The sequence below is a fragment of the Chloroflexus sp. genome (genome assembly GCF_034432675.1).
In the GTDB taxonomy this organism is placed as follows: domain Bacteria; phylum Chloroflexota; class Chloroflexia; order Chloroflexales; family Chloroflexaceae; genus Chloroflexus.
On sequence record NZ_DAOUBI010000094.1, the window covers coordinates 1 to 13,674 of the forward strand.

Consider the following 13,674-nt stretch of genomic DNA (forward strand, 5'->3'; position numbering starts at 1 on the left):
ATATTAGCCATTGCCCCTGGCGTCGTTCATGCTGCTCGTGAGGTAGCATCTATTTCAGAAAACACCTACCATTGCTGGCTGACTCCATAATCGTAACGAGCACAGCCTGCGTCCGCGTGACCAAATCGGTTCAACAACGGGCGACGCACCGGATTGTGAGCACGGCTGGTGCGGCAACACGGCTGCCGCACTCCACACGCTACGTCACATCCTCTGTGTCATCCGTGCCTCTGTGGTGACAAACACACCTCAACCTCCGTTATCATCCCCGCTCCCTTCCGCTACAGCTCCATCCCCTGCTGCACCGGCATTCCTGCTGCGCACTCCCCCGCCAGCCGCACCACCTCGCCCCAGCTCTGCACCAGCGCATTGTACGACAGCGCTTCATCAGCCCACTTCTTGCGCTCGCAGATGTTGTACAGGCGATAGGCCAGCTCACGGGCCACCTCCGCCCGACTGCCCAGTTTGGTCAGCAGCATCGCCGTCGCCATTTCCCCACCGGTCTCCAGCACCCGGATAAGCTGATGCACCACCTCCTCAAGACGTATGGCAGTGAGGAGAGTTGACGACCATCCATAGTGCCATCATGCGCTGGATTGATTGCCTTGTCCACTCGTCATGTGCCTGTCGCGTCGTTTAGTGTGCGGCAGCCACGCTGCCGCACTAGTCGTGCGCATGCAGGTTTCCTGCAATGGTCAGGTCATTCGCCCACGTAAACTGCGCACCTACTCCCAATCATCTTCTTCTGCCGGTAGCGGTGGAGGTGTCGCCGGGCCGGCAACCCGGATATGCTCGCAAATGGTTGCCCGTTGGCCGAGGACAAAGACGCGGTGCCGTGCGATGGCACGTAGGGTCGGGGCAGCGTGGGCACGTGCCCGATCAAGCAGGTGCTGATCCGCAACGAGAGTAACCAGACGGCCACCGGGTTTGAGCACACGGGCAATCTGTTGCAAGACATCGCGGTACAGTTCGGCCAGGTCGTCGCCTTCGTTGATCTGGTTGCCAAACGGCAAATTGACGGCTACTTTGTTGACGCTGGCATCGGGCAATGGCAGTCTAGCGGCGTTCCAGCGCCGAATTTCGACCTGGCCGCGTATTTGGCGCAGGTTGGTGTTCATTGCCGAGACCGCCGCCGGGCTGATGTCACCACCGTAGAGCGCAGTAAATGGCCCGGCTGCTGCTCGTTCCAAGAGCAGTGTGCCGGCACCGGCCATCGGATCGAGAAAAATATCATCAGCCTGCGGATAGGTGAGCATCACCATTGCGGCTGCCAGCGCCGGGCGCAGCGAGGCCGGCAGATGGGTAGCCTTGTCGCGCAGACGCATTGAAGCATCTGAAAGGCGAATCGCGACGATCAACTCCTGCTCGAACAGCGTCGCCCAGACTTCCAGATCGGCGTCTTCGTCGACCGGTTGCCAGCGTCCGGGCCAGCCATCGCGGATAGCGTCGGCGACAGCTCTACCCACATCGCGGCGGTGGAAGCTGTGTTTCCCGACCATACGGGTCACAACCCGAAAACTACCGTTTCGTTTGCCGCCGTTGAAACGTCGCCATAGCTCTAGCGCCGGCTTAATCGCTTCTTCGTTGCGGGTGGCGGCGTGAATCTGGCGTAGTCCCCGTTCGTCGGGAGCAATTTTGAAGCCGCGTGCAGCGACCACGAAGACATCCTCGATGGTACGCAGTGCCAGTAACGAGCGGGGTGAGCCACGATAGTCGGTTAAGATCAGGTCGTTGCGCGCCGGCACCGCACGCACGCCGATCTGACGTGGTGCTGGACGGTCTGTCTCCGAGCGAATGGTCTGTTCGACTTCGCGCCAGGTCAGCGCAGCCAGGCCGGGAATGGTTTGTAATACGTAGAGCATAAGAAGGTCGTCATCCTACATGGTGTCGATATAATCAAGAATAATCTGGTACAGGCTCGTCAGACTGGCAATCTCTACCCACTCCTCTGCCGAGTGCAGGCCGGCCCCAACCGGGCCGAGGCAGATGGCAGGGATGCCAATGTGCGAATAGTAACGGGCATCGGTCGCGAAATGTTCGCGATAGAAGCGGGGGGGGTGGCCGATATGCCGTTCTACGATGTCGGCAATGCGCCCGACTTCCTGGTGTTCGGGATCGGTGCGCAGGCCGGCACTGGCCATAACACTGATGAATTCGGCGTCGGGAAGCGCTGCCGCCAGATCGGCCTGAATCGTCTCCGGTGTGGTGTCAGCCGTCCAGCGAATATCAAACGTAACCAGCGCCTCTGCCGGCACCTGATTCCGCGAACCTGCCCCCATCCGAATCTCGGTTGGTGTTACCGACGTTCGCCAATCGTGAGGGCCAGTTGGTGGTGGGTAGCGCTCGCTTATCGCTTGAATACCCTGCATCAGTCGGTAGACAGGATTATCGCCTTCCCAGGGCCGTGATCCGTGAGCAGCTCGACCGGGAATGCGCAACTGTGCCCACATCCCGCCTTTGTGCTCGAACATGATCCCCAGGTCGGTTGGTTCCAGGCAGAGCATAAAGTCGCAGCGCCATCCTTCATCGCGCAACCGACCGGTGCCGCGGCGTCCACCAATCTCTTCGTCGGTGACGAATTGAAAACCGACATCCGGCGGATTGGGCCGTTGAGCCAGATCGCGGATCAGGCGCATCATCACGGCAATGCTGCCCTTCATATCCTGACTGCCACGGCCATAGATGCGGCCATCTCGCACCTCTGGTACGAACTGTGCCGGCTGTCCAACCACGACATCCAGATGTCCGTTGAGCATCAGATGCGGTGAGCGCGTGGGTTGCAGCGTAACGACCAGCGCCGGCTTGTCGGCTACACAACTCTTTTCGATCTGGATGCCCGGAACATCGGCAAGATAATCGGCGACACAATCTATCGCCGCCTGTAGCTGATCGGGACGCTCAGCAATCGTCTCAAAACGGATCAGGTCGCAGGTGAGACGAATCAATTCATCACGAAGTTCAGTCATACGCTTGCTCTCGGTGTGATGGCGATTGCTACAGGCAATCGCTACTAACTGCTTCCTAGTGTACCACGTTGTGAAACATCGCGAGTCTGGCGAGAGAGACGGCAGAGCGCTCTATTCGCCAGTTCTGCGCTTGAGGTAGATTGACCTTCGTCTGGTTGCCCCGTTATCCTGCAACCAGACGGCTGAATGGCGGTAAGACACTGGGGGCAACGACAGCGGTAACGGCGTAGAGGCGAGCCTTCCAACTGGGATAGATGTGGTGACGGCGAGCGGCGATGCCGGCAAGACTGGCTCTCACTACCGGTCGTGGCTGGTCGATCATCCAGCCCGGCACCCGGCGTTGGGTGGTGGTGCCGTATTGCGGTGATTCGAGAATGTCGGTTTGGGTGAAAAATGGGTAGACGGTGCTGACACAATAGCCATCGGCGGCGAGACCATCGGCAAAGCCCCGCAGCGCAAATTTGGTTGCGCTGTAGACACTGATGTTGGGCAAAGCCGCCCAGCCAAGCATAGAAGAGATAAAAACGATCTGACTGCGGGGCCGGTTGCGCAAGGCAGGGAGCAGCCTGGCGGTCAGTCGAATCGGGGCGTGCAGGTTAATGCGCAGCAGGCGTTCAGTCGCCTCGACCGGTAGTGCTTCGAGGGGGCCGTACAATCCGACCCCCGCATTGTGAATGACCAGATCGAGGTTAGGGGCAATCCGTAACACTTGTTCGGCCAGGTGGTCACAGCTCGCCGGGTCGCTCAGATCAGCCGGCAGCAGCGATCTGATCCGACCGAACCGGTTGGGCGACTGGGCGGCAAATTCGGCAGCGGCTTTCAGCCGCTGCGGATGATGGCTGCTGAGGATAAGGTCGGCTCCTGCGCCCAGTAACTGGCGGGCAAACTCTCGCCCCAATCCGCCACCCGCACCGGTGAGCAGCACGACCCGACCGGCAAAAGCTCTCATACGCTCTCCTCATCGTCGGTTGCCTGGTTATCGATCTCGTTCAGGCTCTGCCGGCTGGCCGTCTCGAGCCGGTTGAGACGGCGCTGAAACTGGTTCAGGGCAAATGTACTGAATGTCTCGATCTGCAAATTAAACGGCATCGGATCATAACTGGCAAAGATTTCGTCGATGACCCCCATCGCGTGCAGTACCAGCTCATTCATCCGCTCAACAATGTGATCCCAGACCTGTGGATCGGTGGCAATGAGGCGTGAGAGCAGGTAGACGCCGTAGGCAATATGGCGCGACTCATCCTGTTTGAGCAGGCGAATACCTTCGCGCGTGCCCGGCATGATGTCCTGGCTATCGAGGATGGTGAAATAGGCGTGATAGCCGGTCTCGGCCAGCACACCCTCGACAATCATATTGTAGGTAAGCGATGCTTCGGCAAGATTGAGCGGCGATGGATCGTGATCGAGGCGATGCAGGGCAGCCGGTAGAGCTTCGTAAATCAACGCCCGATAACTGGCCGTGTGGTACCGGCTCAGATCGGGATCGACACGGGCGACTTCACTGATAAAGCGAGCGAAGAAGTCGGTATGTTTGGCTTCTTCGAAGAGGAAGGTGGTGAGATACAGCTCCTCCTCTAGCCGACCTTCCCTGGCAATCGTGCGGATCAGCGGGAGCAGATCGAGCGTCACCGCCTCTTCACCGGCCTGAAACAGTGCAGTGAGGCGCAGCAACAGATCGCGTTCCTCATCGCGGAGCTGTTCCCAATCCCGAACATCACGGCTCAGATCGATGAATGAGGGGTTCCAGATGCCAAACCGCTTGGCCTTCTCGAAGAGTCGCATTGGCGGGCTGCTGCGGTTCAGGCCACGGCTGGTGGTAACAAAATCGGTGTGGGACATACATAAACTCCTGCAAACCTTCAACCTTGCAACCTATCCTTCGCATCAACACTGATCGGCAACCCCAGACAATCGAGCAGCGCAGTACCGGCCCACAGCGCAACTTCGGGGAGGGGGGACGTGGCTAATGTTGTGAGTGCGTCACGTGCACAGGTGTTGAAATCCTGGCATTGTTGGGTTAGAACGGTAATGGCTGTGTAGCGGATGGCTAATGATTGCTCACCAGGCTCGTTTGCCAACTGAGCCAGACACGCCATAGTCTCTTCATCGGTTTGTTGCGCGAGCGCCCTGATGGCAAAGCAGCGCAATCGTTCAGAGGTGCTGGTATCGCAGGCGATCTCGCGGATCATGGCATCGGTCGGAGCGACGGTACAAAGATGTTGCAATGCCAGCAGCCTCAAAATGTCAGGCATCTTTGGATCGATAATAAGTTGTCGTAAGAGCGGATGTTGCGGGTCGGCTGCGGCTAGCAGGGCGAATGCCTGTGTTTGCAATGCCGGGTAGGACGAGAGCAGTCCTTCAACAAACACGGTAACTGCTTCAGGGCCGGCCATATCGCGCAACGCTGCTGCCGCGGCCAGTCGAATCGTCAGATCGGGATGGCTGCGAATAATCCGCATGAGGATCGGCGCGGCAATATCGATCTGGGTGGCGAGTGCATTCACGGCGGCCAATCCACAAGCCCGGTCAGCATCAAATGCCATGCGATGCAGAAGATTGATCGGCGCGGGGCGATCACTACGACTCAGGGCGCGCAGTGCGGCACTACGTAGCGGATCTGGATGCGTTGTCATCAGTTCGATCGCCCGATCAATGGGTGCGCTGGCAACTGCGTCAAGCGCTGCGGCCCGGAGTGCAGGTGACTCCTGCTCGTTGTTGACAATATTCATCAATTGTGGGGTTGTTGAAGAATCAGCACCACGCCCCAACACATGCAGGGCCATAAAACGAATCGGCTCAGAATGTTCTGCGCCGGCCATAGTCAATAGAATTTCGATGGTATCTGCCGAAAATGGTGGCCGTACCTGATCGAGTGCCGCACACGCCAGGTTTGTATCGGCCTGGCGAGCCAGTTGAATGAGAGCTTGCGTACCGTCTGGACGTTCGGCAATCGTATTCAGGGCAGCGCTCCGGAGTAGCGGATCATCAGCCGCATTGCGGGCAATGTGCACAAGATCGTTGGTTGCATAGATGCCGAGCAGATCGGCGAACGGGCGTGGTGCGCTACTATCCAGCAGGGTAACGTCGAACAAAGCGCGCACGGCCGGTTCAAGGGCGGGTTGTTGCCTGCCAATCAGATTAATCACTCGTACTGCCGCGCTCCTGATCTGCAATACCTGCAGGGCAATCAGTGCTGAAGGTCGATCTAGCAGGTTGTCACCGTTATCGATAGTTGTACCTGATGTGATAAAGAGATCGGCCAGTACAGCACGGCGTATATCGTCGGCTTCCTGGAACCACTGTTCGACAGGGCCGATCAACGCTGGTAGAGCACTGAGCCAGGCATCCAGCAATTGAACACCAAAGGTTGGGGTTATCAGGTGACCGAGTGCCGATAACGCCTGACGGCTCCCGCACAGGCCAGGCGCAGTGATGATGGTGATGGTAAAGCCGGTATCGATGTCGGGCTGATGCAGGTATTGGATCAGAGCGGTACGTGCTGCCACTGCTGCGGGATGATTCTGCGCAGCGATCTGACCGAGGGCGTATCCTGCGGTGCGCCGCAGGAGCGGTGGGTGATGAGGACTGAGAAACGGTGTCAGAACCGATACTGCCTGTGGGTAGTGGGCAAGTTGATAGGCCGCTGCTGCACGCACGATCACCGGTTCTGTTTCGGTTTGCAATAACCGTTTGAGCAGGGAGAGACCATTGCTCAGGCGGTGGAGTAACCGGATTGCCCGAAGTCTGAGATCAGGCGTCAATCGCTGACTCAACGCAAAACCGGCAAGAAAGGTAGCGCCGGCAGGATGGGCTGCCAGATCGGTCAATGCTTCATCACGAGCCACCCATGGCTGATGGGGTTGTGTTACGAAACGAGCCAGTTGATCCACGTGCCCCGATCTTAGCCAGACGGAACGGGCCGCCTGTCGGACTTCAGCCATAGGGTCGGCAGCGGCTTGCACCAGATCGGCAAGGGGCAGCGCAGCCGGTGCCAGGGCGCGGACTGATGGTGGTAGATCGAGGTGGTAAAGCAGATGATGAGCGATAGTCTGCTGACGCTCTTCACCTGCGGCGCCACTGAGCAGCAGACGTAGGCCAAGCTGTAGCGACGGATGTGCCAGCCAGGAGAGGGTATCGTTATGCACCACAGCCAGTAAACAGCGTCCGGCCTGGCCAATCAGGTCGGTGTGTGGCGGTAACGGTGGTGGTAGCGTCCGTCGTTGACAGAGCAAATCTATCGCTTGCCAGCGAAGCGCGGGTGGGGCGTCGCCGGCATCGAGCAGGTCGGTTAGCAACGTGGTAGCGGCAGTCGGTGCCAGTTGACCGACAATTTGTTCCAGCAAGGTATTTACCTGAGCCGGCTGGATGCGACCGATGTCGATCAAAATGATAGGTAGTGCCGGTACGAGGGTATTGAGTGCTTCTCCTCCGTACTGACAAAGCTCTTCCAGAATTGGGCGACTCAGGGCCGGATCAAGCCGAGAGCGTTCCCGTAGCGCACGGGCGATCAGAAACAGTCGCTCGCCGGTTGGGATATTGGCTTCGGCAAGAGCAGTAATCAGCGGTTGGGGATCGGGAATGATCCCAAAGGTTAAGGGCAGGCATAGGGCACGCCATTGCGTACCGGCATTGCGAATACTCGTGGCGTCGAGTTGCGGTTGGGCTGCCAGTGTCAGTGCCTGCTGATACGCACGATAGGCACTGTATCCAATCCGCCAGCCGGCCTGATCATTACTTGTCGCCAGAATCGGTGCCGCGAAAGCGGCTATCCGCTCGTAGAGTGCTGCACGAGAGACTGGCCAGCCGCTCAGTGGCTGCGTTAACGCCAGCATGATCAGTTCTGCCGGACGTTCACGGAGCAAAATCAGCGGATCGTGCTCGAATAGTGGTAGCAGGGTCTGGGTGTCGGTATGTGGAAAGAGTGCCTGAAGCCATGAACTGAGCAGTTCTGATGGCAATGGTGTGAGAGCGTGGTGGCGGAAGCCAGGCCACAACTCTCCCGGTGGGAGCGTAATGACGGCTCGCGCCTGCGGCCAGCGTTCAGAAAGACTCGTTAGAAACCGTTGCCAGATAGAACGACGAGCCAGTGGCAGGTCTTCCCAATCATCGACAAGGAGGAGACAGGGCAGGTTGTGTTCTAACGGATTTGGGGCCAGATTTCGTCGGGCCAGTGTGCGGACAACAATAGCCCGCGGAGTCAGACTCGGTGTGTCAATCTCGCTGAGGAGCAGACGTATCAGCGGCACCGTGGTCTGACCGGCAAGCCAGCGGTGAGCAATTTGAGCCAGGGCCAGACTCCGTCCACTGGCCGGTGGTCCCAGCAGCGCCAGATGGCGGGTGTCGGCCAGGATAGAAGCCGGCTCAAGATCGATGGCAAACGGCAAATCGAGTGCCCCCGGCAACACCCGATGCAGTGGTTCTGCATCCAGCCACTGCTCGATTGTGCTGCGTACTTCATGGGGTAGTCGGCGCGGCAAGAAAATATCACGGAGCGCACGCGGCACGAAATGAAATTCAGGGCGTTTGGCGCTCCGTTCACTCATATTCGTTTCCCAACTACCGATAGATGCATCACGATAGACTACTATTCTTCAAGATGAGTGCCGGATTACTGTGTGATTCTGGTTTAGAAGAAGCCGCGTCCGGCACTCTTCGTCAGGCGAGGATCGAGCTTGCCGGCGAAGGATTGCAGACTCTCGGCATCTAAACGCTCAAGGGCCTCCAGCTCTTCATCGGTCAGATCGTAGCCGGCGCAGGCGGCGCGAGCATCAGCGATCAGCTTTTCACGGAACTCCGCATCAATAACGGCACGACCAATAACCTGTTCGACGGCTGACTGTGACATGTTACCCCTCCTTCATAGCTGTCGTCAATCGAGACAACTCACCCTGTGCACCAATAGCAGCCAGTTCCTGCCTGGCATATTCTACATACGTTGTAGCTTCGGGAAGGTTACACCGATACAACGCTCGTCCAAAACGAGCTGCGGTACATGCGTGTTCAAACCGACAATTGATCTTGTTGAAGATGGTGATAGCCTGCGTAAAGTACTCGGCAAACGGCTCACCGCGCTCGGCGGCGATCTCACCGGCCAGTCGTAGCGCCATGGCCCGATCAAACTGGCTCCCTATATGTTCGGCCAGATCGGCTGCCTGCCTGGCGTGTGTCGCTGCGGCTTCGAGTAATGAAGAACGTTGTGTTATGTCGGTCAATTGCGTACTTTGGGCAAGGAGTGCCTCGGCTGCCGCCCACAAAGCTTCGACCGTCAATTGCGGCACCTGAAGCTGCTCGCCGATCTGGCGGGCTTCTTCGGCGTAGGCGAGTGCAGTTGTGGGATCACCATCCGCTGTGGTCGCTAACGCCATCAGCGCCAGCGTATTGCCATACTGGTATCTGTTGGCCTGTTCGGTGTAAATTGGCAATGCCTGCTGATAGGCTTGCAACGCTTGCTGGTATGCGCCACGGGCATAGGCGATGATCCCTAGCATATCGTCGGCCTGCGCTACACCAAGGCGATCTCCCATCTCTTCGCACAAGGCCAGGGCATCACGACAGGCCACTTCGGCCTCGTCGTAATGCGCCAGTCGGTAATGAGCATACGCTGCATTGAGTAAAACGCTCGATAGCGCATATTTTGCACTGACTTTACGGGCTAATGTTTCGGCCTGAGTGTAGTGTTCAACCGCAGCAGCATAATCACTCTGCAATTGGGCCAGATAACCAAGATTGTTGTGGGTGCGAGCCTGACCGTAGAGATCATCAATCGCTTCCTGAGCACTCAAGGCATTCAGGAAGTGATAGCGTGCACGATCATAGTGGCCGCGCATGCCGTAAATCATCCCCAATTGCTGCTGAAGTTCAGCCGCGATCCGTTCATCTTCAATGCTACGCTGATCATTGCGAATGCGGGCCAATCCCGCCTCACACATTGCCAGTGCTTCATCGAAGGCGCCAAGGCGGGTAAGGGTTTGGGCAAGGTCGGCGGCAATTGCGGCCAGCAACAATGGGGGCGTGTGATACATATCCGTGGTGGCGATTGCTTCGGCCTGGCGAAGTTGGGTCAGCGCTGCCTGATAGCGCCCTTGCTTTTCGAGCGCGGCTCCCCACGAGCGCAGCACCTCCGCCTGTACGACCGGTGGCAGGTTGCTTCCACCCAGGGCAAGCATTCGCTGGTAGGTTGCCTGCGCCTCATCGTACTGGCCGATGGCGGCCAGAGTTTCGCCCAACGCCTCCATCGCTTCCCACAGCCGCGGATCGTTGCCGTGCTCGCCGATGATGTCAATCGCCCAACGGTAATAGGTGATTGCTTGCTGATTGGCATACTCATCACGGGCCAGATGACCGGCCAGCAGTAAATACTGGATAGCACGCTCTGGAGCATCACTCAGGCGATAGTGATGGGCCAGCAGGAAGATGGGGGTGGCAAGTACTCGCACGGCATGGGTAGTCAGGGGGCCGTTACGACCGATTTGCACGATTTGGTGCTGGCGTGCAGCCGTGTATTCCCGGCGGAGACGGACAAGCTCGCTGGCGTAGCGTTGTTCGAGATATTCGCCGATCCGTCGATGCAGTTCGCGTCGGCGGGCAAAGAGGGTACTTTGGTAGACAACTTCATGCAGTAAGGCGTGGCGGAAGGTATGAACCCGTTCTGGCATTTCCCGTTCGAGTAACGTCAACTCTTGATGGTCGAGCTGAGCGATAGTCTGTATAAGGCAAGACGTATCTTCGCCGTATACCGCCTGCAACACAGGGACGGGAAAACGCTGCCCAACTACTGCTGCCACTCGTAATATGGCCCGCGAACGCTCATCAAGCTGATCGAGTCGCGTCAAAAGGAGTCCACTCAGGCTTTCCGGCAGTTCATCGAGCGATGTGTTACCCGCCTGGACGACCCGCACCAGTTCCTCGATGAAGAGGGGATTGCCCGCTGCGCGTTCAATAATCTGCGCTTTCACCTCCGGCGAAAGTCGTGATTCGGCAGGGATGGCAGCAATCAGATCGGCACTGTCGCTTGCCGGCAATTCGGTTAGCGTCAGCAATTCAGCACCATCGCCGAGTGGATCACCGTTCCAGGCCAGCACGTTTCGGTGCAGGCCAAGCAGAAAGATTGGCTTATTGGCAATCGATCCGGCAATGTAGCGCCAGAGATCGAGTGAAATGTGATCGGCCCATTGCAGATTATCGAAAATCATGACCAGGCCGTGGCCGAGGGCGGCAGTATGGATAAGAGCACGGATTATCTCGAAGCGGCGTTCCTGGCGTTGCTGTGGATCAAGTACACGGGTGACGGGGTTATCGTCGAGATCGAGCTTCACCAGATCGGCGATAATTGGTGCCCAGTCGTCACTGATCGCCGCCGCATCCAGCATCTGGCGTAATCTGGCAGCCCGGGTTGCGTGATCGTCATGACTCGACATACCACACAGCGCCTGCAAGGCATCGCTCCAGGGGGCATAGGGGGTGCTTTGCTGGTACGCGAGGCAACGAACACTCACGATCCGGGTCTGACGGGGAACAGAGGTAATCAATAACTCGGCAGCCAGACGGGTCTTGCCAATCCCGGCTTCACCATTCATGCGGACAACACGCCCATACCCACTCAACGCAATGGCCAGCCGTTCTTGCAGCCAGCCTAGCTCGTACCGGCGCCCCACAATCGCGTGTTGGGCAACCGGTGACGATGCTTCCCGCAACCCTACCACCCGCAGCAGTTCGAGTGGCTCACGTTTCCCGCGAGCAGTAACGGTACGCGAGTCGGTGAAGGCAATGGTCGTACCAACGGAAACCGCAAAGGTCGTGATTGCCCGAATCTCGCCCCAATCGCTGTGGCTCATGACCCGCGCCGCCACATTGACAGCGTCTCCCATAACGGTGTACTCTTTGCGTTCGGTATCACCGACATTGCCGGCAAAGACATTGCCACTGTTTAGCCCGATGCGGAGCCGCAGTTGGGCAAGGCTGATTCCGGCCGGTTGGGACGTGATGAGCGAATGAAACGCACGTTGAAGATCGAGCGCTGCGCGAGCAGCCCGCTCGGCGTGATCCTCTTGCGCGATAGGGGCGCCAAAGATTGCCAGGATTTTACTTCCCTCTGCCGCGAGATCGATTTTATTGACATACCCGCCGTAATGCTCAATTGCGGTAAAACAGACACGCCATACGGCATCGATGATCTGGGCTGCACGTTCGGGGTGCAAATCCTCGACCAGCGATGCCAGTCCTTCAATTTGAGCAAACAGGACTGATACCGGTCGCAGGTCGGCTTCCAGGTGTGGACGTTGTGGGTCACTCATGATCCGGTCTACCAGCGTTGCCGGCAGGTAGGGGCTGAGCCGTTCCAGCGTCCAGATCAGATGAAATGCGGTGTCGCGACCGGGTGGTGGTGTCTTGAACGGAGCAACCGGATTTGTCGTGAGTGCCTGGCCTGCTATCTTTTGTAACTTTACATAACCGTCGGTTAGTGGTTCACCCTGGACACGCCCGGCCAAGGCAGACCATGCGTATGGCCCCAGCACAATCTCACCACGTCCTCCCAGCTCCTCTGCTCGTGCTACCCGCGTGACGCAGGAGCCCATAGCGCTGTAGCGCAACGACTCGGAGCCTCCGGCGCTGACCATAGCGATGCGTCCGCTTTCAACGCCGATGTGCATAGTCAACGGAAACGAACCGATCCCCGGTACTTCACGCACAAAATTGGCCTGACGTTGTAGCAGGTCATGTGCAACCACCGTGGCAGTGTAGGCGTGATCGGGATCGGTAAACAGGACCAGCAGGGCATCGCCGCCAAAAGTGATCAGATCACCGCCGGCTTCCTGGATGCGGCGAATGAGCGCACCGAAGTACGTGTTCAACGTATCGGTGACGATCTCGATGCCTTCCCGGCCAATACTGCTCAAGCGTTCAGCCAGCGCCGTCGAGCCGCTAATGTCGGCAAAGAGTAACGAGCCGTCAACCCATTCCACCCATGGTTGATTGTCGGTGGTATGCAGGCGATGGTTCACCAGACGACGCGGCAGGTATGTCGAGAGCGTATACTGAGCACTGGCGAGAAGGGCGCATAGTTGATAGAGTTCGTGCGGCCGTAGACGATCAAACCAGAGCGCGTTAGCCTGCTCGTTGCCAAGATAGCGTGCAATGCGCTGCTGATCAATCTGGTAAGCACTATATTCAGACATTGGCTGATCGTTCCTGTACGCTGAATGATGAGATTGCAGTCTTACACCATGAGCCGGTACTGTTGTGCAGGAGTAACTGATGCTTCATACATTGTTGTTGGAGACATGCATCGCTCCCATTATAGCAGAGGAGGGAAGGGTGTAGGGGTTTGGGGATGATAGTTTTGTAAGGCGTTGTCTTGTGCATCGTTGAAAAGCGGTGGTACAGGTGTTACATGGCCGAACGCGGGCCGGCAGTCTACCTCACAGCGTGCTGGTGGTAAGGGTAGATTCCGTAGGGGCGGGTTGAGAACCCGCCCCTACAGACGGTGCCTGTGCCATTCACCTGACCATCCAAGGGATGCAGTGAACGAGAGACATCACCCGATCACGCCGGTCGTGATCACAGACCCGGCGAACAACATTTCCGCGGCACTCGCCGGAGTGGATACGGTTGTCCGGCGGCGATACCCGTGGCGCAGGGTTTGGCGTGCGGCAGCCATGCTGCCGCGCCAGCCGTGCTCACGATCCGGTGGGGATTGCAGCGGATTGCC

The 13,674-nt window shown here is 58.1% G+C and carries 8 protein-coding genes; all 8 read right to left on the reverse strand.

What is annotated here, in order from left to right; translation table 11 throughout:
- Positions 1-281: 281 nt before the first annotated feature.
- A complete protein-coding gene (locus tag VAE55_RS07085) occupies positions 282-530 on the reverse strand; it encodes a hypothetical protein (protein WP_322815094.1) in 249 nt (82 codons plus the stop codon).
- A gap of 195 nt (positions 531-725) precedes the next feature.
- Entirely contained in the window at positions 726-1,862 is a 1,137-nt protein-coding gene (locus tag VAE55_RS07090) for a methyltransferase domain-containing protein (RefSeq protein ID WP_322815095.1), read from the reverse strand.
- Positions 1,863-1,877: 15 nt separating this feature from the next.
- Positions 1,878-2,966, reverse strand: a complete 1,089-nt coding sequence (locus tag VAE55_RS07095) for a M20 family metallopeptidase (RefSeq protein WP_322815096.1) — start codon at positions 2,964-2,966, stop codon at positions 1,878-1,880.
- A gap of 163 nt (positions 2,967-3,129) precedes the next feature.
- Positions 3,130-3,915, reverse strand: coding sequence for an SDR family oxidoreductase (locus tag VAE55_RS07100; protein ID WP_322815097.1), 786 nt, complete (start codon positions 3,913-3,915; stop codon positions 3,130-3,132).
- A complete protein-coding gene (locus VAE55_RS07105) occupies positions 3,912-4,805 on the reverse strand; it encodes a R2-like ligand-binding oxidase (RefSeq protein WP_322815098.1) in 894 nt (297 codons plus the stop codon). Before VAE55_RS07105 ends, VAE55_RS07100 begins: the two co-directional genes overlap by 4 nt.
- Before the next feature lie 20 nt (positions 4,806-4,825).
- Positions 4,826-8,509, reverse strand: coding sequence for a HEAT repeat domain-containing protein (locus VAE55_RS07110; protein WP_322815099.1), 3,684 nt, complete (start codon positions 8,507-8,509; stop codon positions 4,826-4,828).
- Positions 8,510-8,592: 83 nt separating this feature from the next.
- On the reverse strand, positions 8,593-8,811 hold the full coding sequence (locus tag VAE55_RS07115; protein WP_322815100.1) for a Franean1_4349 family RiPP: 219 nt from the start codon (positions 8,809-8,811) through the stop codon (positions 8,593-8,595).
- A gap of 1 nt (position 8,812) precedes the next feature.
- Positions 8,813-13,141: an adenylate/guanylate cyclase domain-containing protein gene (locus VAE55_RS07120; protein WP_322815101.1), complete on the reverse strand. Its 4,329-nt coding sequence runs from the start codon at positions 13,139-13,141 to the stop codon at positions 8,813-8,815.
- Positions 13,142-13,674 lie beyond the last annotated feature (533 nt).